Source organism: Alkalihalobacillus sp. TS-13, from assembly GCF_019720915.1.
Taxonomy (GTDB): domain Bacteria; phylum Bacillota; class Bacilli; order Bacillales; family Fictibacillaceae; genus Pseudalkalibacillus.
In genome coordinates this window covers 1161360-1183869 of sequence record NZ_JAHKSI010000001.1, presented here as the reverse complement: position 1 = coordinate 1183869, position 22510 = coordinate 1161360, and the positions used below count along the sequence as shown (strand labels likewise).

Sequence of the window (22510 nt, the reverse complement as noted above, 5' to 3'; positions counted from 1 at the left end):
AAAAAAGGTTACAAATTCCCATTGATTGTTGATTTACTTTTCATCCCCCTTTCTTTTTGATACGTTTAAGATGTTGAAATAGAAAGGATGTGTATGAATGATTCCATCCAGGTTATTAGTGATTGGTGCCGGTCGTATGGCTGAAGCGATTGTTTCCGGTTTAAAATCTACAAACGAACCCTTTTTTTCTGCCATTACAATTGCGAATCGATCTGACAGGCAACGTCTGGACAAATTAGCTTCTACATACAAGGTTGAAATAACTCGAAATTGGAAAGAATCAATGTCATCGTTTGATGTAGTCTTGTTGGCAGCTCCCCCAGATGCACATGACAACCTGTTCTCAGAGTTATCGAGTTGTATGAACGGCCAACTAGTTATCACAGTGGCCGCGGGCATCGATCCTTCTACTATGGAAGCCCATCTGCCCGCCGGAGCTCCTGTCTGTTGGATAATGCCTAACACTGCAGCTTTGGTAGGAAAATCAATGACTACTTTCGCATGTGGGAAGAACGTCAAACAATCTCACCGGCATGTGATCGAACAGATATTAATCGCCATTGGAGAGTATGAAGAGTTGTCAGAAGATCAAGTCCATGATTTGACTGCGATTACAGGGAGTGCTCCTGCTTTCTTATATTTATTCTCTGAAGCATTAGAAGAAGCAGCGGTCAATTATGGAGTAACAAGAGAACAAGCTCAGCGGCTAGTTACTAAAATGATTGCAGGTTCAGCCTCAATGCTTGAAACAGGGGCGTCTGCAGAAACACTAAGAAATCAAGTAACAACCCCAGGCGGTTCTACTGCAGCAGGTGTTGAAGTATTGGAGAGTAACAATATGAAAAATATCATGAAAGAAGCAGTCAAGGCTACGAACCGACATGCGAGGGGAAAATAGGGTGTTAAGATTGGTAGGAAAATCAATTTTTGCACCGAAAACTAATATAGGTAGATGAAATGAGGAGGTTAAAAACTATGGGAATTTTAGATGGCCTGATGGGAAATGCATCAGAAGCAGATTTGCAAGCAGTTGAAAAAGACCTGGAAAATATCGTCACGGAAAATGAACGGGTAGAGAAAGCCTTCAAAATAATTCGTGATCTGATCGTTTTTACCAATAAGCGCCTTATTTTGATTGATAAGCAAGGAATGACTGGTAAGAAGGTCGAGTACCATTCTGTCCCTTACCGAAATGTCACTCATTATAGTGTAGAAACAGCTGGTACATTTGATATGGATGCAGAATTGAAAATCTTCATATCCAGTACGTCTCATCCGATTTCTAAACAGTTCCGCAAGGATAAGAGCATTTATGATGTACAAAAAGCACTAGCAACTTATGTAAATCAATAGCTTGCCAAGTAAAATGGGACTGCCAATTTATTACTGGATCAGTCCCATTTTACCTCCATTACCCTTAAAGCCAGCCCCAGCATGCGCTGAAAGTTTGGCTTCACCAAGTGTTCTTTATTCTGTTTTATTTCGTTCGATTTGTTTGTTGATGGCATCGGCTGTTTTGTCCACTGCATTCATTGCAGCACTTTCGGTTGCTTCAACGGCATTTTCTACATTATCAAACGCAGTATCCGCTCCATCTTTGATGTTCTTAGCTGTACGTTCTACAGCTTCTTGGTTTTGATTTCGTTTGTGTGGCATGCTGATTCCTCCTTAATAGGGTTAGTATTAGGATGAAACCTGTAAATGAAATTATACATATTCTTCATTTTTAGGACGGTTTTCTTCTATTAATTAGCGACATCCCTTTTTGTGAACGAGTACCACGATGCAGCAATGAGGATCCCTAAATGAATACACAGGATTAAAATGGAACCCGCAAAAGTCATTTCCTTGAACAATGGACGGTTTCCGCTGAAAAATTGAGTAAGGTTCGTATTTGCAAAAAGGATGTATTTCCCCCAGCTAATTTGATAATGAGCAAGCACTTCTACAAACGTCCTCCCTGTCAAAATCAAGAATATAGAGGTACCTGCCGCGACCACACTGCTTCTGAATACTGTGGAGATTGTGAAGGCAAACGTTGACATGACTGAAACCTCAACGAAAGTCGTCATATATCGTAAAAAGATATTCTTCACGTTATCAAAATCCCCTACGAAATCAGAAATCCCAAAAAGGACAAATCCGAATAGTAATGCAAATATCGCATAGGACACCAATAGATAAACTCCGATTAGTAAGACAGTCAAGTATTTGGATAACAGGACTTTGGATCGTTGTGCAGGTCTTATTAAAAGAAATTTAATCGTTCCCCAATCATATTCATTTGCAACGATTGATCCTGCAATGATGACAGATACGAATTGTAATAAGAACAAGAAATTCGTACTGAAAATGAAATAATCAGCGAAGCTTTCATTTTCGCCAGAGGTGGATAAGATGTTCCTTGTCATCAATGCAAGCAAAAGACACCCAATTGCAAAAACTAAAAATAGGATTTGGCTTCCCTTTTTATAGAAAATTTTGATGTGTTCGTTACGGATCAAATTAAACATCATTGGAAGGCTCCTCCGTTGCTTCAAAAAACGCCTCTTCAAGCGTTTGATGCTTTGCTGTTATGGAATATATCATGATACCTTCATGAACTAGGTTTTCTACAACGTTAGGAACATCATATTTACTTACCATGACATCTACACCAATACCCACAACTTCAGCTTCAAAATTCAACTCACTAAGGATGTCTTTCGTTCTATCGGCTGCATCCACTTCAAAACGGAACATACTGGTTGACTGTTCGTCCTCACCAATTAGGTGCCTGACTTTCAATATTCGCCCTGATTGAATGATGGCAACTCGATCGCACAAATCTTCAATCTCACGGAGTAAATGACTTGCAATAATGATTGAAACATTTTTTGTCTTTCTCAAGGCCCTTATGTATTCACGAAACTCCCTCATTCCAAGAGGATCCAGACCATTAGTCGGTTCATCAAGGATAAGCAGTTTAGGTTGATGTAAAATAGCTTGGGCAATTCCAAGGCGTTGCCTCATCCCCAAAGAGTAAGTGCTAACTTGATCATGTATAGCCTTACCTAAATTGACGATCCCAACCACTTCATTGATCCTATTCTCTGATATCGTCGGATCCATCGCTGCATATTGTTGTAAATTTTGAAGTCCGCTCAAGTGTTCGTAGAACTCTGGGTTCTCAACGATCGCTCCGATATGCTTGATGGCTTGGGTAAACTCCTTATATAAATCATGTCCGTGGATTACAATTTGTCCCTTATCTGCTTTCATCAATCCAACGATGATCCTGATCATCGTTGTTTTACCTGAACCATTCGGTCCCAATAATCCCATGATTTCACCATGATTCACTTCCAACTCAACATCTGAAAGGATTTGATTTTTACCGATTGATTTATGTATATTTTGCAGTTTTAGAATTGGTTTGTTTTTCATGATTTCACCTATATTTTATAATTAGTCCTCTATAATTGGACGTTTCAGTATTAAATAAGTTTCTGCTGTTTTGGTTCTTATTGTTGATTCCGGTAAATCAACAAAGTTCATTAACATAGCTATTGTTTTCAGAACCGCTCTGATAATTGTTTTTGCTGGTACTTTCGGAGAATATCGCAAAATCAATATTTAAGTATAACAGAGCTCATAAATAATGCCAGGCTCCTTTATACTAGAAAGCCTGACATCCTTTAAATTTTTGTTTTTTATTTTGCTATCTGTTGATCGAAGAAATTTAAAATTCTGCGATAGACTGCAATTTCATTCTCCTTTTTCGAAAACCCATGACCTTCATCCTCTAAGACCATGTATTCCACCTCTGTACCATTATCTTTCAAAGCTTCTACAATCTGGTCTGATTCAGCTTTTACTACTCTTGGATCGTTGGCTCCCTGAATCATCAGCATCGGTTTTGTCATGTTATCTAAATAATTGATCGGAGAATCCTCTGTCAATTTTTCTCTATGCTTTATAGGATCGCCTACGAATTTTACCATCGAAGGTTTCCAATGTTCAGGGACGCTGTCTATGAATGAGAATAAATCACTGGGTCCGCAGATATCAACGACAGCTTTATATAATTCAGGATGTCGACCATGCACCAATAGGGACATATAACCGCCAAAGCTGCCACCCATCAATAAAATTTTATCATGGGCGACATATCCTTGAGCAACAAGCCTTCTGACTCGTCTGCTCCTTCATAAGATAATAAACGAAAAGACGGTCTTCAACACCGCTTGTACTGATCAAGTAAAGTTGGTTCTTGAATTTGTCAAACTTTAATGTGGTCAAATCTTCTTTCTCTAGTTCAAGCACTTTTGAATATTCATTTGTTATCAGATTGTATTTAGCTAGATAAGAAAAATCAGATCCATAATTTGTTGTGAAATAAACCGTATCATCTGAAGTAAATACAACTTCAGTAATCATATGCTCCTCTTCACTTGGTGGAGTCAATGAAATGTCTTGTTCATTTCGTCTTATGAAGGCACGTGTATTTGAATTAGAAAAGTGTTTCGAGTAGATGATACTCTCTTCATCATCACTGACTGCCATGATTTCAATTCCACCATCAGTGCCTTCAACTATAAGCTCTTCCTCCTGTGTATCCAGGTTATAACAGTATGCATTAAGATAAGTTGCATTCCCGACCGAGGAAGTATAATAAAGTCTTTTCCCATCGTTTGTCAAATGACTGAAATAATGCTTTTCACCCTCTGCTTTTCTTATAGGAATCAAATTCCCGCCACATGGCTGTAAGGCATATAGTTGGATGTTTTCATCGCCATCACGATCGAATCCTACAAGGATGAAATCCCCTGTTTTGGAATAATGCAGTCCATGTGTAAGTTGATTTTGGAAGGTCAGTGGATACGGATATTTGTTTGGAAGGTCCATTCCCCATAAATTATAATGACCGTTAATATTTGTACTGATGATCAACTGTTCTTCTGTTGGACTGATTACAAAGTCTTTGATACCAAGCGTCTGGAAAAATTGTTCTACATCCGGCATTGGAAATTTCAACACATCATCCCCCTTAAAAATATGAGCTCTAGATACTTCGGGAAAAAGGTAATATTTTCCTTCTTTAAGACCAAATAAACTGATACAACCAATCATGCAATATGATACCTCTGTTTTACTACCCAAGACACGGCCTCGAGGAGGTTTTCAGTTCCGCCTCTGGTCTTAATAATAGGTTCTGTTAAAAGGTTTTGTTGATTTCAAGCGAAAATTCCGTAGAAATCAACAATAAAAACAAATCATGGGAATAAAAACACTTGGACAAAAAACGTCCAAGTGGCTGTGTGGAAATTCGATTATAGTATCCGTATGACCAGATACCCAATTACCATTGCAATAAGAGCACTAAGTAGGCTCCCAATTAAATAATATTCTGAGAAGGCCTTGTTCTCGAATTGCTTGAATCTAGTCAATGATTTTACTGCAATCAGGAATGTCATTCCATGAGGAATTCCTTGGACGATGAAGATGATGATCAATACACGTTCAACCATTCCGATGTACCTTCCCACATTTTTAGGGGAATCTTTAAAAAACTGCTCGGTTCTTATTCTAGTTACTTCGTTTACTTCTTCTCCTTTTTCATTATAAGAGGTTTTTATTTCTGTCTTTTCGTCTGAAATACTATATTTTTCTTTTGATAGTGTAGGATTGGGACCTAGATCCCTCAAAAGTATCCCAAGAAAATAACCTGACCCCGAGGTCACTAGGATAAAGAGGATACTGATGAAGAGAAACTTCGAAAAATGATCCGTTTCCGTTCCTTCAAATAAAAACTGTAAGATTCCAGATGTAATGTCATTTGCCGAGTAAGAAATCAAACCTGTCATATTCAAAATCACGATGATCGATAATATATGGATGAGTTGATCGACTATAAATAACGTTGAATTTAAGATCACGTTATCATTTTTCTTTTTGATCGACTCTTTCGCCCAATCAACGAAATAGTGTGTGATTAGAATAAAAACGATGCTTGTAATAATTTTAATTAATGATAACTCTGTAAGTCCTCCATCTACCATGATATAGATTGATCCAGCGAATAACATCACGATGAAATGTGTGGCGATATGTCTAATTAAGCCTTTGTGCAATTGGTTTTTTTTCAGTTGGATCATTGAATTTTTCTGAAGAACAAAATCCGCAATGAAATGGCCTAAGATAAACAGTAGGAGTAGCTGAAACATATGGTTAACTCTCCTCCTCCCTAAATGGCTCTTGGAGAAAATCTAAAAGTTCAATCAAACTAGACTTCATTCTGATGACTGTGTGATAGTCTGATCTGGATAAAAGATAAGAAACAGTAGATTTCGGTGACTTATATCCTAGCTGTCTGCCGATTTCTTCATAAGTGGCGTTCTTGTTCTTTTCCACTAGTTTGATGACTTCTTTCTGTTTATCACTGCGATTGATGATCTTTTCATGGATGGAAAAAATCAGAGCATTCAAAGCTTGGTATGGGTAATCTTTTGTATGGAAGAAGAATGAACTGTTTTCTTCATTAAATTGCCAATACTTTGCCTCAGGGTGATTGTCTTTTAAAAATTGATCACGTGCATCTAGTGCATTCAGAACCGCTGAGCCATTCATCGTATGTACTGTAGAATCAGTGGTATCCAGCTCACCTAAACCTATTCCGATATATACATATATCCCATCGACTGCCAATATTGTGCTGATTGCTTCAATAGCTAGATACCCAGCCGAATAACGCTTCATGACACCGAGCAGTTCATCTCCGTTCCGAACGTCAAACGGTACCAACAACTCCTCTTTCCATTCTTCATTCAAGTGTTCAGCACATTTCAATAAAGCTTTTTGAAGCTGTTCTTTATCCAATTGTCTTGAATGTTTTACATCACAAGCGATACATACACATGACATTATTAAACCACCTCACAAAGAATTGCACCGTAAAAAAATGGTTGATAAAAAAACATCAATATATACGATGTTGATATTTTATTAACAACTATAACAGAAGAAATCTATTTTTCAATGGGTAAATGGATTTAGATGGTTTCAAAAGTTTGTTACTAATGATCCTTTTAATCTGAGATAGAGTAAATGAAAATCTGTTAGGGCTTGAAATATACGAGACTCCAGCGGGAAAAGCGAGTGTATTGCATTAAAAGAGCCTAAGATTTAAAACGGTACAAATGTATCTGCCTCTCACCTCGCCCTGTTGTCTAGAAAATGATATAATCACTTAGTAGCTGAATTATGGAGGAATGTTAAGAATGATTACTGTTACAAATGTAGGTTTGCGTTTTGCAGATCGCAAGCTTTTTGAAGATGTCAATATAAAGTTCACTCCAGGTAACTGTTATGGACTGATTGGTGCTAACGGTGCTGGAAAGTCTACGTTTTTGAAAATTCTATCCGGTGAGGTCGAGCCTCAAAAAGGGGACGTCCATCTCCCCCCAGGTCAACGTATGGCGGTGTTGAAACAAAACCATTTTGAATATGAAGAATATGAAGTACTAAGCACCGTCATCATGGGGCATGAGCGTCTATACGAAATTATGCAAGAGAAAGATGCGATCTACGCTAAACCGGACTTTTCCGAAGAAGACGGAATAAAGGCGGCTGAACTTGAAGGTGAGTTTGCTGAATTAGATGGCTGGGAAGCAGAGTCGAATGCAGCAGTCCTTTTAAAAGGGTTAGGTATTGAAGAAGAACTTCATACCAAAAAATTGGCTGACCTGACAGGTGGTCAAAAGGTCAAAGTGTTGCTTGCACAAGCATTATTCGGCAATCCAGATGTCCTTCTACTCGACGAGCCAACAAACGGTCTGGATCTACAAGCCACTCACTGGTTAGAAGAATTTCTGATCAATTTTGAAAATACAGTTATAGTCGTTTCCCATGACCGTCATTTTTTGAATAAGGTTTGTACACATATCGCTGACCTTGATTTCGGTAAAATCCAAATTTACGTCGGAAACTATGATTTCTGGTATGAGTCAAGTCAACTAGCACAAAAGATGGCACAAGAACAAAATAAGAAAAAAGAAGAAAAGATCAAAGAACTACAAAACTTCATTGCAAGGTTCAGTGCCAATGCGTCTAAATCGAAACAGGCTACCTCCCGTAAAAAATTGCTGGAGAAAATCTCATTAGACGACATCAAGCCTTCTTCCCGTCGTTACCCGTTCGTCGGATTTACACCAGCAAGGGAAATCGGTAATGACCTGCTGCGTGTAGAAGGACTTTCTAAAACAGTCAACGGGGAAAAAGTTCTTGATAATGTAAGCTTCATCATGAATAAAGACGATAAAATCGCCTTAGTAGGAAAGAATGAAATCGCGAAGACGACCTTGATGAAAATCTTGATGGGTGAAATGGAGCCAGATAGTGGAACCTTCAAATGGGGCGTCACAACTTCTCAAGCATACTTCCCGAAGGACAATTCGGAATACTTTGAAGGCTGTGACTTGAACCTTGTCGATTGGCTGCGTCAATACTCTCCTGAGGATGATAGCGATACATTCTTAAGAGGATTCCTTGGCCGTATGCTCTTCTCAGGTGAGGAAGTTAAGAAAAAAGCGAGTGTCCTTTCTGGAGGGGAAAAAGTTCGTTGTATGCTTTCGAAGATGATGCTGAGCAATGCAAATGTACTGTTGCTGGATGAACCGACCAATCATCTGGATTTAGAATCGATTACAGCCTTGAACAATGGATTGATTAAATTCAAAGGTTCGATGATCTTCGCTTCACATGACCACCAATTCGTTCAAACGATCGCGAACCGTATCATCGAATTGACAGACAACGGGGTCATGGATAAGCAGATGACCTATGATGAATATCTCGAAAATAAAGAAATCCAAAAACAACTCGATACAATGTATTCTTGATAAAAAAGCTATCCACAACGGATAGCTTTTCATTTTGGTTTAGTTAATTTTGGCTTCATCGCTGAAAATATCAAATGTTGACAAAAACGAAAAATGTACATATATTGCGGGAAATGTTCAATAAAAGCTGGGAACTGCACATAAAACGGAGATGATGTTCAATAAAAAGAAAAAGATGTTCATGTTGATTATCTTCGAATTTGCTTATTGAAACACCAGCGGCTACCACCATCATCAAGAGATAAACTAGCTGTACGATCTATAAATGAAGGTAATATGCTTCCCTCCCCTACATAAATAGGTAGAATGATGTGATTATTTACATTTGTATTAATTTTAAGATAGAAATATTTATTTCTAATGAATTCTTCTATATAATGAAAACTAACTCTTTTTGTCCGACCGTTATAAATACGTCAGAAGTTGTGTTATTAGAAGTACTTACCATCCTTTACACCATTACACTCAACTATTGCTCACCGTCCAGCCACATACCCTCAAGGTAATTGAATTTCTTAAGGAAAGTAGGTAGTTTCCATGGAATCATTGATCATCCGTTCGTTCCACAAGGACGAGGTAAGGTTTGCATTTGTATTTGAAGGACGATTATATACGATGATTATGAAATGGTCTGTGGATAACAACCATTGGAATCTGCACACGTACGATCAAGAATTGCGTAAGAACCCAGAACAATATCAATTTATTGTGGAAAGGTTATTATCTACTGATCGGGTTAAAGAATTTTTTAAAGACCGGAATATAAAAATGGATTCAGTCTATTGTAAAGGCTGTAACAATGTTTCTGTAGAGTAAAATATCCTATTATCTACACATTAGTGGACGGCAGCTGTATTCTCTATCCAAAACATAATCGAATGAATAAGTAGAACTTATCACTTAGAGCTGGACCTGATAAGCAACCCGTCATTTACCAAGTATTTGAAGGGGTTTAAAATTTATGGCAAAAGAAATAGCAATAAAATACAATTCTGTTGCTAACGCCATTAGAAATCCACGATGTTTGGAGGGTCCCGGTTGTTCCGCTTACGCCTGTTTTTCATTGGTATTCTAGCAGGTTCTACGTTAGGTCTGATCAGTCACATGATAAGTTGATATCTACATTTCCCCCTATTCGTTAGGGGTTTTTTTTGTGCCCACACCCTTTTCCGAGCTAAATAATTTCACCCCCAATTACACAACATAAATACTGAAGTGCGATTCGGAGGTGTTATGTATTGAGATTTAAAGTGGTTACAGTAGCATTTGTTTCGTTAGTGGCGATTTTCGCTGTCTATTTCTTTTATCCTGCTAATAATGTGGAAGCTCCTCGGGTTCAACAAGATCTTACGAACAAAAGGATTATTCCCGGTGATTTACGTACAAATCAATCTAAAGATCTTGTGCAATTGAATTCAATCAAGTATGGAGAAAATCTTGTTCGAAAACTGGATACCGACTCTTCTATAGGAGTTATCCAGCATAAAACGAAAGTGAAAAGTCATTATCAAGAACGTCAGGCTACAGTTAAGTTTAAGGAGAAACCAAGTCCTGAAAAAATAAAACTCATCTATAATGACATTGATGGTGAAGTGGCAAAACAATTGGATTCAACGTATATATTTAAATCTAAGTCATTGACTACTCCTCAATTACTCAGTTATTTCAATTCGAGAGAAGATATCGAGTACGCTGAACCCAACTATATTTACTTACAAAATGAAATCGTTACAGATGATGAGTTTTATCAACAGTACCAATGGAACCTCCCTGCGATCCGGACTGAAAAAGGTTGGGAAATCACACGTGGTAATGAGAATGTGATCATCGCGATCATTGATACGGGTATTGATATGAAACACCCGGATTTAGCTCAAAGACTCGTAGAAGGTCATAACATATTGAATGATACCCCTTTTCCGAACGATGACAATGGTCACGGGACACATGTCGCAGGTATCATCGCCTCTGAAACGAATAATGGTGTCGGCGTTGCAGGGATGACCTGGTACAACAAAATCATGCCGATCAAAACGATGAACGCAGATGGTTATGGTACCTCCTTTGATGTTGCCCAGGGTGTACGATGGGCTACTGATCACGGAGCTGATGTCATAAATCTCAGTCTTGGAAATTATAAAGAATCAAAAACATTAGCCGAAGCAATCGATTATGCTTATGAAAAAGATGTCATTCTCGTTGCAGCTTCGGGTAATGATAATACAAATCAAATCAGTTATCCCGCTGCGTTTGATAAAGTACTTGGAGTTGCAGCAGTCAACACAAATTTGGAAAGAGCTGATTTTTCAAATTATGGTGACTATATCGATGTTGCAGCACCTGGAGTAGATATCGCCAGTACGTATATAAACAACCAGTATGCCTCTCTTTCGGGTACATCTATGGCTACGCCCCATGTTTCAGCCCTTGCAGGATTAATACGCTCTTCGCAGCCGGAACTTAAAAACAGTGAAGTGATCCAGCTTATTAAAGATTCAACAGATGATGTAGGGAGACCCGGGAAAGATGAATACACCGGTAATGGGGTTATTAATGTGGCTGCTGCACTCGATTCGAGTTATCAAAAGAAAAAACCATTCGGTAAATTAGGTGAATGGTTCAACTTAAATGGAAAATAAGAATTTAAGTAGAAGGAAACCTATCATCGGTTTCCTTTTTTATACCTTTGGCTTTGATATACACCTTATAGATGTTTTTTGTGAAATTCACTCCCTTTTCACAAGGATTGCCTATTTTTGATTTTCCCTCAGGAATGTCTTTAACCCAAACGTCTTCTTTTAATTGCTTGATGTAACATGATTCCGCAGATATGATCATATCATTTGAATTAGGACAATTTATTTGAGGGGATATTGCAATGACATTTGTGATCGTACTCATATCGATATTATCTTTCAATTTATTCATCTATAGCTTGTTGCTCATGATCGAAAATCGAAACCAGATTACAATGATGGAAGCGAAAAGTATCGCGATGTCTTCCGGAATGGTATTGGGATTGATTTCAGGATTATACTTGATGTACATCTTAAGCGATGAGATCGCTTTAGCGACTTTCATCGCAATGGCGATAGGTAGTCTTGCAGGGATCACATTAAGTGCACCTATACATATCCTTGCCGCAATGGAAGGTCTGATGGCTGGCATTATGGGTGGTATGATGGGGGTGATGCTTGGGGCGATGCTCCCTGTATATGATTGGGATTTGATGATGAAAGTCCTTTTGTTAATTATGGTGATTGTATTGTCAGTCAATGTCATCTATTTATATAAAAAGTCTAAAAAAAGTTATCCGACTAACTTACGCTTTTTCATGATGTGCACAATCGTTCTCTTATATGCTGGGGTTATTTTTAATCTCATTTCATCAGGAACAGCCATACATATAGAGAATGTACCGCCTTCTCACTTTGAACATGGAAAATGAAATTAACAAAAAAGTGATTTGATAAACGGGGGTATACCCTTTCGAATCAAATCACTTTCCTTTTTATTCTGGTTCAATATCGATGATTTTCGATTGTGCGTCAAGCGTTTTCGGAAGCTTGACAGTAAGTTGATTTCCAGCCATCGATGCTTTGATATCCTGAGGTGACACGTTAGGGGGGATTGGCAAATAGCGTTCAATACGTTTAGAATAGTTCTCTTTCCTTAAAATTTCACCCTTATCATTTTGGAGTTGCTCTGTTTCAAATTTTTGAATCAAAAGCCGCAATTGATGATTGATCACTTCCAAATTGACACGATCATTCTCTTCGAGTGGCAGGTTTGCACGGATAATGATTTCACGATCTGTTTCAGATGTGTCTACGTCGAAAAAATAATTCGATTGAAAATGGTTCAAATGCTTATCGAATTCCATTAACGATTGTTGTAAATGCTGATCAATGGACTTCAAGAAATTATCCATTCGCTGGTCATCAAAAATATGCTTCAATTGATTTTTCCAAAAATCCATTTCTCTCTCTTCATCCCTTTTCATTTTAATTGGCCTGTAATTGAAAAATTCACACCCTCGCCACGGGCAACCTAGCCTCTTTCCTTGTTCTGCTTAAATTTATTTATAGATTCGCAAGGTTATTTGAATCGTTAATATCTGGATCGATGGTATTAGTGAGGCTCCAGAAGTTATTTACAAGCATGAAATCACCAGTATTCGCTCCTCCACTTCCACTTGCACCTTTTGATGTCGATTTTGGCGATATATATAAGGTATCACCAAAGTTTACGGTAGCATTGGTTGCAACAGTACTGATTTTGATTGGAGCTAAAATGACAGATGGCACGTGAAACACTCCTCTTTTTTCGAATATGGGCACTTTTCTAATGTATCGTATGCACGTGAGAAGATTGTGGTACCAATTAACAATGGAATGGGTATCCGCATATGTTGATATATAAATACCCCTGAAAAAGGATGTTCATTATGCCTGCTATGGTTGGAGCAATAAAAATAAACGATGTGTCAGGTTCAGCCGTTTTTAACATCGGAGACGTCTATCATATAGCGCCTAACAGTAGATCAAAAACCTTTGCGGGGGCAGGGTCTTTTAATACGGGTGACAACTTGCAAGTCAACAATGGTTACAGCATCACGCATACGGTGGATTCAGATGTAATTGATAACAGCCAAATTGGAAATACAGGTTGAAAAACACCTCTTTTTTAAGCTTACCTTGTGTTAAATTCATACTGAGTTTGCATAGGTTAGTTATGAGGGGGTGAGAGCTTGAGTAATAATTATTATTTGGAGCAACGGATTCAGCAGCTTGAAGCAATCATCAGGCAATTACAAGATAAAACGCAATCGATCGAGACCCTCGTTCAAGGAATGCAAAATGAAGTTGAGCAATTGAAAGACTCGCCTCAAACATCAATTGAATATAATTTTGACCAATTGAAAATCGAAACGTTAGAAGGGACATTGAATATCGGGCTCTCTCCTGGCGGTAATGGTCTTGAGAATATAGAAGACTTAGGTGTAAACGGAAAAAAGATTCAAGTGAATAAAAAAAATGAGCCTGAAATTCAAAAGCCATTCACAGATGAAATATATAATTGGATCGACCAAGGAGTTGCCCATTATTTAAATCATGATATTTATTCTGACATTCAGAAAGTAGAAAAACGTGCAGGAATAAAACTTCAAGAATCACAGATAAAATTGGTTGTTGAAGATATCAAAAAACAGATGGGAATCCGACTTCCGCATTATGTAATGTCATTAGATCCAGAAAATATCCAACGAAATCCTAATCAAGAGGCTGACCGGATAATGAAGCAAATCAAAAAAGATATCGTGAACGGGATTGAAATCTATATGAATAACGAAAAGAAGAAATTCCGAGGAGGAAAACAGGATGGAACTTAATGTGATCAATCGAGAGTTATCTGTTGGCGATATACGGATCAATGGGATCTCGACTTCTTCAATGCTGTTGGTCGGTGATAGCGATGTGATCAATTGTCAATCCATGTTCGATACACCTCCAGAATCGTTGATCATCGGGGCTCCTCTAGTACCTTTGTCAAGGGAATTTTAATATGGACCGAATTTCGGTCGTCCAATATATTGATATCGTTTCAGTCACTACATCTTCAATCGTTCAAGCAGGTGACACGAATATCCTGACTCCGGTTTCAAGGGCATTGGCTGTCCAGAGACAAGAATCGACGTATGACGAGGATGAGCATCGATTTGATATGTATCCGATTTTTTCGATGCCTTTTCCGCCTTTACGCTATGAAACGATCCCTGTGAAGACAGTTCAAGAGAGCCCGGCCATACATGTCAATTCTATCAACATCATCGGGGTAGCAGCGTCCTCTGTCGTCCGAATTGGAAAAACGGATTTCGTCTCAAGTGAAGCCCGTGTCAAACACATTCGCCATTTCACTGTAAATCCTTATGAATAGGAGGATGAGTATGAATGTGTATGTCAATCAGACAATCACCATACAAACACTTCGAGTAGAAGGCTTACAAAACTCTTCCATCCTCCAAATCGGTACGACCGGAGTTTTAAAACCTATCTCATATGCAGCCAACACTGGGGGCTTTACAGAACCTGCACCTCAAATGCAGCAACCGTTCGGAGGTGTTGAAGAAATTACAGGACCACTCGTCCCATTTGCACCTGTAGGTTGATCATTTACTAATTGCGAGGAGATTTTATGGATTCATGGTCTAAAATGATGGATTGGAAACAAATGGCTGATAAATACATCAATCAAAGTTTCTTCCCAAATCAACAGGAATACCCAAAATCATCGGGTCCTCAAGTGAACATATATGAATCAGATAATGAACTTTTATGTATGGTTTCACTTCCAGGACTGAATCATATCGATGATGTAGAGCTTTATGTGTACAAAAGTTCAATTAAATTGATCGGCAATACGTCTTTACACACACATGGCATGTCGATTAAACAGGATGAAATTTTTCAAGGGCGGTTTGAGCGCGAGGTCCCTTTACCTTACTCTGTAAGAGAAGATCCAATTGATGCATATTATCAGAAGGGGGTTTTGTATATCCGGTTATACCGGTTACTAACGGATGATCGGCCGCGAAAGAAGGTTGATATTAAATACCATGCTGATTAAAATACGGGCTGACACAAAAATATGAGCCAACCCTATTTGACATTTAAGCATTTTAGACGTTATTACTATCTGCAACATCGGGATCTATCGTAATGGAAACGCTGAATAGATTGTTTTCTGTCAAGAAATCGCCAGTGTTTCCTCCTCCAGACCCTCCAGCACTTTTTGAAGTTGATACAGGTGAATTGTAAAACAGATCTCCAAAGTTGACTGTGCCGCCAGTTACAGATGAAATCTTGATTGGTGCAATGATGATAGTTGGCATATCTACTCTCCTTTACCCCTTTATACATGAAAAGGGCTGACCTCCACAGTCCGGGCAGACTCCTGCACGCCATCTTTTGAGATGTATACTTTGCAACGTGTTGGAGCGGCCTGACTTTGATATGGTCAAACCCTTTATTAAGATGACAAACATGTAATATGATATTTCAGGCAGCAAAAGGAGTCCGATAACTCCTTTGCTTACCTTTTAATGATCAGTTTCGTTAAATTAGCTTACAAAAGCTACTCCCACAATGATAAGGAGAATAAACAAAACTACGATCAAAGCAAAACCTGCTCCATAGCCGTAACCCATGAAAGACATCCTCCTTCCTTCAGGTCATTAAAAGAAACGATTCTCCATAAGAGAATGTTCTTTTCACTACATACTATGTAAAAGTACAGGTTTTGATAGGGACAAGTGGCGATATTTTTGAGAAGTTTTTGTGTTTTTTATAAATTATAACGATAATTCTTTAGGCTCTGTTATTCCTCTTTCTTGTCTTTTCAAATTCATTCCTTTTCTAATGGCAATCCGCAAGCATCGCCCACCTCAACCAAAAAGAACTATCTATGGCTCGTTTAATTGAAGCGGTATCCGAAACGGGAATGCATACGAAGCTTTGAAAATGGTTTATATAGTTGAAATTTCATCTTTTTTTGAAAATTTAAGTATGTTATAATTATACTGTTTCGTTTTTATAAATGCATCTTTATACACAGTTTGAGCGGTCTTGTTTCCGACTTTCGCATGATTTTTCCTTTGATTCTTTTGACTTATATTTTGACATGTTTATACAGTTGTGGACGAGCTGTTCCTTAATTAGGTCAATTATTTGAAAATATATGCGAAAGGTGGAAATACCAAAAATTATTTAACAACGAGGTGAAATGCACAAATGGACAACGAGAAAACACAGCTTCAACCTAGTACAACAAGTTATTTGAAATTCCTCATCCCATCGTTGATCGGAATATTCCTATTCATGATTCCAATCAGTTATAAGGGTGAAGTTACGATACCAGTTGCATTGTTTGCAGACTGGTTACAAGGATTACTCGGTGAGAGTATCCCTGCAATCATGACATGGATCATTGCTCTTGCTGTCATTCTTTCCTTCATCGCAGTCATCGCAAAGCCAGCATTCATCATGAACAACACTTTTCTAAAATCTTTATTTCATGTACGGCCATTCTGGTTGATTACGAGATTATTAGGTATGATTTTTGCATTTATGACATTATATGAAATCGGACCTGAATGGATCTGGTCTCCAGATACTGGCGGCTTACTATTAACTGGCCTAATTCCTGTATTATTCTCAGTCTTCTTGTTCGCAGGGTTATTCCTGCCGTTATTGCTGAACTTCGGATTGTTAGAATTATTCGGGGCACTTTTGACAAAAATCATGCGTCCTATTTTCACCCTGCCAGGTCGCTCTTCCATCGACTGTTTAGCGTCATGGCTAGGTGATGGAACGATCGGAGTTCTACTCACAAGTAAACAATATGAAGAAGGAAACTATTCGAAACGGGAAGCAGCGGTAATCGGTACTACCTTCTCAGTCGTATCGATCACATTTACAATCGTCGTATTGAAACAATTGGAATTAGATGCATACTTTGGTCCATATTATTTGACAATTGTATTGGCTGGATTCGTAGCAGCATTGATTCTGCCCCGCATTCCGCCATTATCAAAAAAGAAGGATACGTATGTTGATGAATCAGATGTTCGGAATACTGAAGATATCCCTGAAGGTATGTCTATCTTTTCCTGGGGGATGAAATCAGCAGCAAATACTGCTCAGAAAACGAAAAGCTTTGATGTCATCGTCAAAGGCGGCTTCCAAAACGTTCTTGACATGTGGATGGGGGTCATCCCGATTGTCATGGCAATTGGAACTGTCGCATTAGGAATCGAGGCAGCTACACCAATTTTTGAATGGCTCGGTAAACCATTTGTACCATTGCTTCAACTCATGCAGGTTCCTGAAGCTGCCAATGCTGCGCAGACGATTGTCGTCGGTTTTGCCGATATGTTCTTGCCAGCTCTTATCGGTGTAGAAATCATTGAAAGTGAAATGACAAGGTTCATCATAGCTTGTCTATCTGTAACACAGCTTATTTACATGTCAGAGGTTGGTGGCCTTTTGCTCGGTTCTAAGATACCAGTAAACTTTAAAGACCTGGTCCTTATCTTCTTAGAACGTACACTTGTCACATTGCCTGTTATCGTTTTGATGGCACACATCATTTTTTAATACATTACTTGAGGGCAGTTCTTAGGGGCTGCTCTTTTTTTGACTATACGGGGTATCGCCTTTTCCCGCAGGAGTGTCGCAAATTTTGCTTAAAATCAACAAAGTCCTAATAGAGCCTTTATTCATACTTGAAAAAAGGCTGAGACGTGTGATCTCAGCCAGAATAGATTACCATTTGAACCAAGGGTCTGAATTTTCATCCTCTTCTGTTTCATCTTCATCTGTTTCATCTTCATATTCATCATCTGAATCATCATCGCTTACTTCTTCATCATTTCGGTTCTCTCCGAAACCCCACATTGCGTCCCAAGGATTTACAACCTCTTCTTGTTCTTCTTCGTTGCTGTCTATATTTTTTGTCTTGATTTCTTTGTTATTTTTCTTTGCCATGATAGCCCCTCCTTTCCGGAAATACCAGGTCAGCATTTACTGATGAACCATCTCTAATTACAGTATTGTAAAATTGATATTTCGATACGGACACATGCCTAATTAAATGAAAAAAAGAGAAGACGTGGATTGTCTCCTCTTATGGTCTATCTTACAGTATTCAGAAACTCTTTTACGGATTCCGGTGTTTTGGCATTTGCGCTATGCAGGTGAGCAAGCTTTTCTCCACTTCGGAACACAAGTAAGCTTGGTATTCCCATCACCTCATACTTTTCAGCAATTTCCGGGAATTGATCTTTATCGATCTGATACCAGTCTTTATCCTGGTTTTCTTCGATGATATCCCCAATGAACATATCGAGACGTTTGCAATCTGGGCACCAACCGGTAACGAATTTGATTACAGTTTGCCTAGATCGATTGATAAGATTGTTGAATTCCAGTTCTGAAGTTATTTCTTTCATGCGGATCCCCCTTTTGTATTCAATATCGTTATTATACAAAATCTTTGTTTCCAATGTTAAATATGACGCTTCAAGCATGAAAGTTGTTCAACCTATTCCTTATGGTCCACTAGTCATATAATGGTTTATTAATGATTTCATTAAAAATACTACAAAAGTATAAACTATTAGAAATAAATAGACATGCGAGGGGAGGAAAACTTATGGGTCACCAACATGATCATCATGCAAACAAAAAAGCATTGAAAATATCTTTTCTATTGATCAGTCTTTTTATGATTGTAGAAGTGATCGGGGGTATAGTAACGAATAGTTTGGCATTGCTTTCAGATGCCGGACATATGTTCAGTGATGCAGCTTCCCTGGGGTTAAGTTTTTTAGCAATCCATTACGGAAGTAAAAAGCCAAGTGACAATAAGACCTTTGGCTATAAACGTTTTGAAATTCTAGCGGCTTTTATCAACGGAATTGCCCTTATCGTCATTTCATTTATCATCTTATTTGAAGCCTATCATCGTTTCATTGAACCACCATATGTGGCTGGTGATGGAATGCTTTCGATTGCGATAATTGGGTTGGTAGTTAATTTGATCGTCGCGTATATCCTTATGAAAGGTGATACAAGCGGAAACTTGAATATGAAAAGTGCATTCCTGCATGTGTTAGGAGACCTATTTGGTTCGGTGGGAGCTATTATCGCAGCGATCTTCATCATTGTACTTGACTGGGGTTATGCTGATCCCATCGCAAGTGTTTTTGTTTCATTACTTATTTTGATAAGTGGTTGGAGAGTGACAAAGGAAGCGATCCATGTACTGATGGAAGGAACACCTGACCATATTAATATAGAAGAAATTAAATCCTCACTATCAACTTTCCCTGAAATAAAAAATATTCATGATCTTCATGTCTGGTCGATTACTTCAGGTTACATTGCGTTAAGCTGCCATATAACAATCGAAGAGGAAACAGATCACCAACAATTATTGAAGCAAGCATCTGACCATCTAAAAGAAGATTTCCATATCAACCATACAACGATACAAATAGAATACAGAGATAGAGATTGTGATCCATGTAATTGAAGGCTGTTTTCGCATAGATTGTTGTTTTTGGGAATATACTCGCTTTCCGCCCGGATCCCCTTATAAAACCCATAGAACCCATAATGGTGTATCAGAAGCGGGATTCGTTCCAAATGGTCTTCCGAAGTATATTTGTTGAATGAAACCATACCACATTTCTATTAGGAACAAAACGATAAAGATGAAATACCAGCTAGTGAAGCGTTGGTTTTCTTTAAAAAGGACTTCCACCTAAGTTTTATCCTCCCTCCCTTAGATTGATTTGAATTGATATACGATTGAATCACCGATTGGCCGGTATCCGATTCTTTTGTAGATACTGTTCGATGTAGGATTTGAAAGGTCTGTATACAAGGTACAGAACTCATATCCTTCTTTTAACAACATCCGACTTAATTCAGATACACACGAAGTAGCGTATCCTCTATTTTCATACTCTTTCGGTGTGTAGACATAATTCACACTCATACCGTTGGATGTTCCTCTTGCCTTACGAGCCATAGAAACAGGTTCTCCATCGGTCCACACGTATAGGCTTTCTTGATGGATGAACTCCTTCGTTTTTTCTTTCGCTTCAGCAATCGTAAATGGGGTTTCAGTCACAAATGAAAATTCATGCCCCCATTTTGAGAGAAGTTCATGGTCCTCCATTGTAGCTAAACGTATGAACCCCGGACTTTGGGGAACATCATTCACTTTTGTCAATTTAAAAATGCATTGTTCCATCGCAGTTTCATATATTATCTTATCGTTTGAACACCATTTTTCAGCGAACGTTCCTGCAAGATGTTTGGTGCCAATTACACCAGGTACTTTTAGCGGCATCTTTTTAAGGCTTGCAATTGCATGTTCAATCGCTTCATTACTCTGTATGTGAGAACTGTCACCAAATACTCCTAAATTAAAAGGTGGTGTCATGATCAATACGAGAACAAGTTTGTTGTCATCATCTGTAATTGTTGCGAAAAATGGAGCCGATTTGGTTATGATTCCTTGTTTCTCATTATGAAGACAACGATTCAAAATGCCAAGAGGAAGGTTATTTAATGCTTCGTCCTTCTGTAAAAACGTTTCAGCGCTATTAGCAAATTCACTCGCTTCCTGGTATTGTCGAAAATCCATTCTCCTCGTCCCTCTCTTTTTCCATTAAGGCTAAAATAGTTTACCATTCATTGCTTACAATACATTAAGAAATTCACGATATCATCGAATACAAAAAGTTGAACTTCTTATCCTCCTCTTATACTTATACAAAAAAACACGGATTCCTATGCCCCAATAAACACTTGTTTACATAATTAAAATATATTCTACTGGTTATCTGGTTTTTCTCAACACTGCTGGAGATTGTCGCTCTGCTGAAACAAAAAGCTAATCCTAATTCAAGGATAGATAGAGAAAAAATAGCAATTAATCCTAACTTACTAACACACACTCCTTAATTAAGTATTTATAAGTAAATATAAGTCAATTTAAGGATCGTCGCAATAAGTATTTGTAAGTTAAAGGGGGTCGTCATTTTGCACGCATTACTTAAATGCCTTATAATGAAAATACAGAAAAACTGTTTTCGTATAAAATATTGTTTTTATAGTTTAGAAATATACGCACTTCCCGCTTGCTGGGACTCGTTTAGTTGCTTTACCGCAGGAGTGCCGTGCTTTCCAGCATCTTCCTTATCCACACGCATTTGCAACAAACTTTTAGAAAGCAGTCTAAAAGAAAAAGTGAGGTTTTGCTATGTATCAAGACGAACGCTTATTGAGGATCATGGAATATTTAAAAGACAATGAACGGATTACGGTAAATAAGATAATGAATCTATACGGTATCTCCCGAGATACTGCAAGAAGGGATCTAGTGAAGCTAGAAGAGCAAGGTGAGATTTTTCGTACAAGAGGTGGAGCACTGCTAGCTTCAGAAAAGAATGAAGCTGAAAATCAGGAAGGGATTCGCCATGAGGATTCGGTTTTCATCTCTAAGGAAAAAAGAGCAATTGCAAAAGTAGCACTGACGTTCATTCAACCTGGTGATAGCTTGATGTTCGACTCATCAATGCATGTTCAATACCTTGCGGACATATTGTCTGTGCCAAGTGTTGTTATTACGAATTCAATGAAACAAGCAAGAATACTTTCCAGTAGGAAGAATGTTGATCTCCGCCTTCTGGGAGGACGCTTGAATATCAATTATGGGTCCCTTCAAGGTCCATACTTATTCGAAGATATGAAGCGGTATTTTGTTGACAAAATCTTCATCAGTGCGGATGGTATTGATTCTGAGGGTATCACTTATACTAATGAAAACGAAGGCATGATCACAAAAGCAATGACAAAACGAGGAAAACAGGTAATTTTGTTAGCTGATTCAACTGTGTTCGGGACACAAGAGTTATTTAAATGTTTATCTTTCAATGAGTTAGATGTGTTAGTAACTGATCAGAACCCAAGAAGTGATTTCCTCCCTTTGTTGGAAAAATCGAATGTGAAGTTAGTAGTCACAAATGAAACATGAAAGAGGCTGACCCGGTCAGCCTC

At 38.2% G+C, this 22510-nt stretch carries 30 protein-coding genes and 1 pseudogene; 15 read left to right on the top strand and 16 right to left on the bottom strand.

The window, feature by feature from the left end:
- The first annotated feature begins 97 nt into the window (after positions 1–97).
- Together proC and KOL94_RS05865 are read left to right on the top strand one after the other, a co-directional pair.
- Positions 98–898, top strand: a complete 801-nt coding sequence (gene proC, locus KOL94_RS05870; protein ID WP_221564909.1) for a pyrroline-5-carboxylate reductase — start codon at positions 98–100, stop codon at positions 896–898.
- Between the two features lie 77 nt (positions 899–975).
- Positions 976–1353 (top strand): PH domain-containing protein, encoded by a 378-nt coding sequence (locus tag KOL94_RS05865; RefSeq protein ID WP_221564907.1) that lies wholly within the window; start codon positions 976–978, stop codon positions 1351–1353.
- A gap of 114 nt (positions 1354–1467) precedes the next feature.
- On the opposite strand, the gene KOL94_RS05860 is transcribed toward KOL94_RS05865, so the two are convergent.
- The 7 genes and pseudogenes from KOL94_RS05860 to KOL94_RS05835 all read right to left on the bottom strand — a co-directional run bounded on the left by KOL94_RS05860 (position 1468) and on the right by KOL94_RS05835 (position 6903).
- Positions 1468–1656 carry a hypothetical protein gene (locus KOL94_RS05860; RefSeq protein WP_221564905.1) on the bottom strand — a complete coding sequence of 63 codons (189 nt, stop codon included), beginning with the start codon at positions 1654–1656 and terminating at the stop codon, positions 1468–1470.
- Positions 1657–1745: 89 nt separating this feature from the next.
- The gene (locus KOL94_RS05855; RefSeq protein WP_221564903.1) at positions 1746–2516 is read right to left on the bottom strand and encodes an ABC transporter permease; all 771 of its coding nucleotides are present in this window, start codon (positions 2514–2516) and stop codon (positions 1746–1748) included.
- Positions 2506–3426 (bottom strand): ABC transporter ATP-binding protein, encoded by a 921-nt coding sequence (locus KOL94_RS05850; RefSeq protein WP_221564901.1) that lies wholly within the window; start codon positions 3424–3426, stop codon positions 2506–2508. Before KOL94_RS05850 ends, KOL94_RS05855 begins: the two co-directional genes overlap by 11 nt.
- A gap of 266 nt (positions 3427–3692) precedes the next feature.
- A pseudogene (locus KOL94_RS25600) lies at positions 3693–4145 on the bottom strand (alpha/beta hydrolase family protein); the annotation flags it as partial.
- Positions 4138–5016, bottom strand: a complete 879-nt coding sequence (locus KOL94_RS25595) for a TolB family protein (protein ID WP_311775106.1) — start codon at positions 5014–5016, stop codon at positions 4138–4140. The pseudogene KOL94_RS25600 and the gene KOL94_RS25595, both read right to left, overlap by 8 nt.
- Before the next feature lie 296 nt (positions 5017–5312).
- Positions 5313–6206: a DUF3307 domain-containing protein gene (locus tag KOL94_RS05840; RefSeq protein ID WP_221564899.1), complete on the bottom strand. Its 894-nt coding sequence runs from the start codon at positions 6204–6206 to the stop codon at positions 5313–5315.
- A 4-nt stretch (positions 6207–6210) separates the two neighbouring features.
- On the bottom strand, positions 6211–6903 hold the full coding sequence (locus KOL94_RS05835; RefSeq protein WP_221564897.1) for a SatD family protein: 693 nt from the start codon (positions 6901–6903) through the stop codon (positions 6211–6213).
- Positions 6904–7259: 356 nt separating this feature from the next.
- Between KOL94_RS05835 and KOL94_RS05830 the strand changes: the two genes are divergently transcribed.
- The 3 genes from KOL94_RS05830 (at position 7260) to KOL94_RS05820 (ending at position 11518) form a co-directional block, all read left to right on the top strand.
- Positions 7260–8879, top strand: coding sequence for an ABC-F family ATP-binding cassette domain-containing protein (locus KOL94_RS05830; protein ID WP_221564895.1), 1620 nt, complete (start codon positions 7260–7262; stop codon positions 8877–8879).
- 537 nt (positions 8880–9416) lie between these two features.
- A complete protein-coding gene (locus tag KOL94_RS05825) occupies positions 9417–9695 on the top strand; it encodes a hypothetical protein (protein ID WP_221564893.1) in 279 nt (92 codons plus the stop codon).
- 422 nt (positions 9696–10117) lie between these two features.
- The gene (locus KOL94_RS05820) at positions 10118–11518 is read left to right on the top strand and encodes a S8 family peptidase (protein WP_221564891.1); all 1401 of its coding nucleotides are present in this window, start codon (positions 10118–10120) and stop codon (positions 11516–11518) included.
- A gap of 4 nt (positions 11519–11522) precedes the next feature.
- Here KOL94_RS05820 and KOL94_RS05815 read toward each other — a convergent pair whose 3' ends face one another.
- Complete coding sequence (locus tag KOL94_RS05815) at positions 11523–11780, bottom strand: hypothetical protein (RefSeq protein WP_221564889.1); 258 nt, start codon at positions 11778–11780, stop codon at positions 11523–11525.
- Here KOL94_RS05815 and KOL94_RS05810 point away from each other — a divergent pair.
- On the top strand, positions 11758–12327 hold the full coding sequence (locus KOL94_RS05810) for a hypothetical protein (RefSeq protein ID WP_221564887.1): 570 nt from the start codon (positions 11758–11760) through the stop codon (positions 12325–12327). The two genes, KOL94_RS05815 and KOL94_RS05810, sit on opposite strands and share 23 nt — an antisense overlap.
- Positions 12328–12390: 63 nt before the next feature.
- On the opposite strand, the gene KOL94_RS05805 is transcribed toward KOL94_RS05810, so the two are convergent.
- Positions 12391–12858: an Hsp20/alpha crystallin family protein gene (locus tag KOL94_RS05805; RefSeq protein ID WP_221564886.1), complete on the bottom strand. Its 468-nt coding sequence runs from the start codon at positions 12856–12858 to the stop codon at positions 12391–12393.
- A gap of 103 nt (positions 12859–12961) precedes the next feature.
- Positions 12962–13186, bottom strand: a complete 225-nt coding sequence (locus KOL94_RS05800) for a spore germination protein (RefSeq protein ID WP_221564885.1) — start codon at positions 13184–13186, stop codon at positions 12962–12964.
- 140 nt (positions 13187–13326) lie between these two features.
- Between KOL94_RS05800 and KOL94_RS05795 the strand changes: the two genes are divergently transcribed.
- The 6 genes from KOL94_RS05795 (at position 13327) to KOL94_RS05770 (ending at position 15506) form a co-directional block, all read left to right on the top strand.
- Entirely contained in the window at positions 13327–13551 is a 225-nt protein-coding gene (locus KOL94_RS05795; RefSeq protein WP_221564884.1) for a spore germination protein, read from the top strand.
- A 78-nt stretch (positions 13552–13629) separates the two neighbouring features.
- Positions 13630–14271: a spore germination protein GerPC gene (gene gerPC / locus KOL94_RS05790; RefSeq protein WP_221564883.1), complete on the top strand. Its 642-nt coding sequence runs from the start codon at positions 13630–13632 to the stop codon at positions 14269–14271.
- On the top strand, positions 14261–14443 hold the full coding sequence (locus tag KOL94_RS05785; RefSeq protein WP_221564882.1) for a spore gernimation protein GerPD: 183 nt from the start codon (positions 14261–14263) through the stop codon (positions 14441–14443). The genes gerPC and KOL94_RS05785 overlap by 11 nt, the downstream gene beginning before the upstream one ends.
- 1 nt (position 14444) lies before the next feature.
- Positions 14445–14816 carry a spore germination protein GerPE gene (locus tag KOL94_RS05780; protein ID WP_221564881.1) on the top strand — a complete coding sequence of 124 codons (372 nt, stop codon included), beginning with the start codon at positions 14445–14447 and terminating at the stop codon, positions 14814–14816.
- A gap of 10 nt (positions 14817–14826) precedes the next feature.
- The gene (locus KOL94_RS05775) at positions 14827–15048 is read left to right on the top strand and encodes a spore germination protein GerPB (RefSeq protein WP_221564880.1); all 222 of its coding nucleotides are present in this window, start codon (positions 14827–14829) and stop codon (positions 15046–15048) included.
- Between the two features lie 26 nt (positions 15049–15074).
- A complete protein-coding gene (locus KOL94_RS05770) occupies positions 15075–15506 on the top strand; it encodes an Hsp20/alpha crystallin family protein (protein ID WP_221564879.1) in 432 nt (143 codons plus the stop codon).
- Positions 15507–15558: 52 nt separating this feature from the next.
- On the opposite strand, the gene KOL94_RS05765 is transcribed toward KOL94_RS05770, so the two are convergent.
- Positions 15559–15771, bottom strand: a complete 213-nt coding sequence (locus KOL94_RS05765; RefSeq protein WP_221564878.1) for a spore germination protein — start codon at positions 15769–15771, stop codon at positions 15559–15561.
- Between the two features lie 228 nt (positions 15772–15999).
- Entirely contained in the window at positions 16000–16095 is a 96-nt protein-coding gene (locus KOL94_RS05760) for a YjcZ family sporulation protein (RefSeq protein WP_221564876.1), read from the bottom strand.
- Between the two features lie 574 nt (positions 16096–16669).
- Between KOL94_RS05760 and KOL94_RS05755 the strand changes: the two genes are divergently transcribed.
- Complete coding sequence (locus KOL94_RS05755; RefSeq protein ID WP_221564875.1) at positions 16670–18034, top strand: YjiH family protein; 1365 nt, start codon at positions 16670–16672, stop codon at positions 18032–18034.
- A gap of 168 nt (positions 18035–18202) precedes the next feature.
- On the opposite strand, the gene KOL94_RS05750 is transcribed toward KOL94_RS05755, so the two are convergent.
- Entirely contained in the window at positions 18203–18424 is a 222-nt protein-coding gene (locus KOL94_RS05750; protein ID WP_221564874.1) for a hypothetical protein, read from the bottom strand.
- A 146-nt stretch (positions 18425–18570) separates the two neighbouring features.
- On the bottom strand, positions 18571–18888 hold the full coding sequence (locus KOL94_RS05745) for a thioredoxin family protein (protein WP_221564873.1): 318 nt from the start codon (positions 18886–18888) through the stop codon (positions 18571–18573).
- A 203-nt stretch (positions 18889–19091) separates the two neighbouring features.
- Between KOL94_RS05745 and KOL94_RS05740 the strand changes: the two genes are divergently transcribed.
- Positions 19092–19973, top strand: coding sequence for a cation diffusion facilitator family transporter (locus KOL94_RS05740; RefSeq protein ID WP_221564872.1), 882 nt, complete (start codon positions 19092–19094; stop codon positions 19971–19973).
- 60 nt (positions 19974–20033) lie between these two features.
- Here the strand turns inward: KOL94_RS05740 and KOL94_RS05735 are convergent, their stop codons facing one another.
- Both KOL94_RS05735 and KOL94_RS05730 read right to left on the bottom strand, forming a co-directional pair.
- Positions 20034–20204, bottom strand: a complete 171-nt coding sequence (locus KOL94_RS05735) for a hypothetical protein (RefSeq protein WP_221564871.1) — start codon at positions 20202–20204, stop codon at positions 20034–20036.
- Positions 20205–20225: 21 nt separating this feature from the next.
- Entirely contained in the window at positions 20226–21095 is an 870-nt protein-coding gene (locus tag KOL94_RS05730) for a GNAT family N-acetyltransferase (protein WP_221564870.1), read from the bottom strand.
- A 618-nt stretch (positions 21096–21713) separates the two neighbouring features.
- On the opposite strand from KOL94_RS05730, the gene KOL94_RS05725 reads away from it, so the two are divergent.
- A complete protein-coding gene (locus tag KOL94_RS05725; RefSeq protein ID WP_221564869.1) occupies positions 21714–22487 on the top strand; it encodes a DeoR/GlpR family DNA-binding transcription regulator in 774 nt (257 codons plus the stop codon).
- Positions 22488–22510: the final 23 nt, after the last annotated feature.

Excerpts from the sequence above, each read along its gene's own strand:
- KOL94_RS05795 (WP_221564884.1), top strand. The coding sequence starts at position 13,327 with ATGCCTGCTATGGTTGGAGCAATAAAAATAAACGATGTGTCAGGTTCA.
- KOL94_RS05835 (WP_221564897.1), bottom strand. The coding sequence starts at position 6,903 with ATGTCATGTGTATGTATCGCTTGTGATGTAAAACATTCAAGACAATTG.
- proC (WP_221564909.1), top strand. The coding sequence starts at position 98 with ATGATTCCATCCAGGTTATTAGTGATTGGTGCCGGTCGTATGGCTGAA.
- KOL94_RS05860 (WP_221564905.1), bottom strand. The coding sequence starts at position 1,656 with ATGCCACACAAACGAAATCAAAACCAAGAAGCTGTAGAACGTACAGCT.
- KOL94_RS05760 (WP_221564876.1), bottom strand. The coding sequence starts at position 16,095 with ATGTCTTTCATGGGTTACGGCTATGGAGCAGGTTTTGCTTTGATCGTA.
- KOL94_RS05815 (WP_221564889.1), bottom strand. The coding sequence starts at position 11,780 with ATGAGTACGATCACAAATGTCATTGCAATATCCCCTCAAATAAATTGT.
- KOL94_RS05855 (WP_221564903.1), bottom strand. The coding sequence starts at position 2,516 with ATGATGTTTAATTTGATCCGTAACGAACACATCAAAATTTTCTATAAA.
- KOL94_RS05830 (WP_221564895.1), top strand. The coding sequence starts at position 7,260 with ATGATTACTGTTACAAATGTAGGTTTGCGTTTTGCAGATCGCAAGCTT.
- KOL94_RS05755 (WP_221564875.1), top strand. The coding sequence starts at position 16,670 with ATGGACAACGAGAAAACACAGCTTCAACCTAGTACAACAAGTTATTTG.
- KOL94_RS05765 (WP_221564878.1), bottom strand. The coding sequence starts at position 15,771 with ATGCCAACTATCATCATTGCACCAATCAAGATTTCATCTGTAACTGGC.
- KOL94_RS05840 (WP_221564899.1), bottom strand. The coding sequence starts at position 6,206 with ATGTTTCAGCTACTCCTACTGTTTATCTTAGGCCATTTCATTGCGGAT.
- KOL94_RS05750 (WP_221564874.1), bottom strand. The coding sequence starts at position 18,424 with ATGGCAAAGAAAAATAACAAAGAAATCAAGACAAAAAATATAGACAGC.
- KOL94_RS05775 (WP_221564880.1), top strand. The coding sequence starts at position 14,827 with ATGAATGTGTATGTCAATCAGACAATCACCATACAAACACTTCGAGTA.
- KOL94_RS05725 (WP_221564869.1), top strand. The coding sequence starts at position 21,714 with ATGTATCAAGACGAACGCTTATTGAGGATCATGGAATATTTAAAAGAC.
- KOL94_RS05745 (WP_221564873.1), bottom strand. The coding sequence starts at position 18,888 with ATGAAAGAAATAACTTCAGAACTGGAATTCAACAATCTTATCAATCGA.
- KOL94_RS05865 (WP_221564907.1), top strand. The coding sequence starts at position 976 with ATGGGAATTTTAGATGGCCTGATGGGAAATGCATCAGAAGCAGATTTG.
- KOL94_RS05730 (WP_221564870.1), bottom strand. The coding sequence starts at position 21,095 with ATGGATTTTCGACAATACCAGGAAGCGAGTGAATTTGCTAATAGCGCT.
- KOL94_RS05825 (WP_221564893.1), top strand. The coding sequence starts at position 9,417 with ATGGAATCATTGATCATCCGTTCGTTCCACAAGGACGAGGTAAGGTTT.
- KOL94_RS05770 (WP_221564879.1), top strand. The coding sequence starts at position 15,075 with ATGGATTCATGGTCTAAAATGATGGATTGGAAACAAATGGCTGATAAA.
- KOL94_RS05810 (WP_221564887.1), top strand. The coding sequence starts at position 11,758 with ATGACATTTGTGATCGTACTCATATCGATATTATCTTTCAATTTATTC.
- KOL94_RS05780 (WP_221564881.1), top strand. The coding sequence starts at position 14,445 with ATGGACCGAATTTCGGTCGTCCAATATATTGATATCGTTTCAGTCACT.
- KOL94_RS05805 (WP_221564886.1), bottom strand. The coding sequence starts at position 12,858 with ATGGATTTTTGGAAAAATCAATTGAAGCATATTTTTGATGACCAGCGA.
- KOL94_RS05740 (WP_221564872.1), top strand. The coding sequence starts at position 19,092 with ATGGGTCACCAACATGATCATCATGCAAACAAAAAAGCATTGAAAATA.
- KOL94_RS05785 (WP_221564882.1), top strand. The coding sequence starts at position 14,261 with ATGGAACTTAATGTGATCAATCGAGAGTTATCTGTTGGCGATATACGG.
- KOL94_RS05850 (WP_221564901.1), bottom strand. The coding sequence starts at position 3,426 with ATGAAAAACAAACCAATTCTAAAACTGCAAAATATACATAAATCAATC.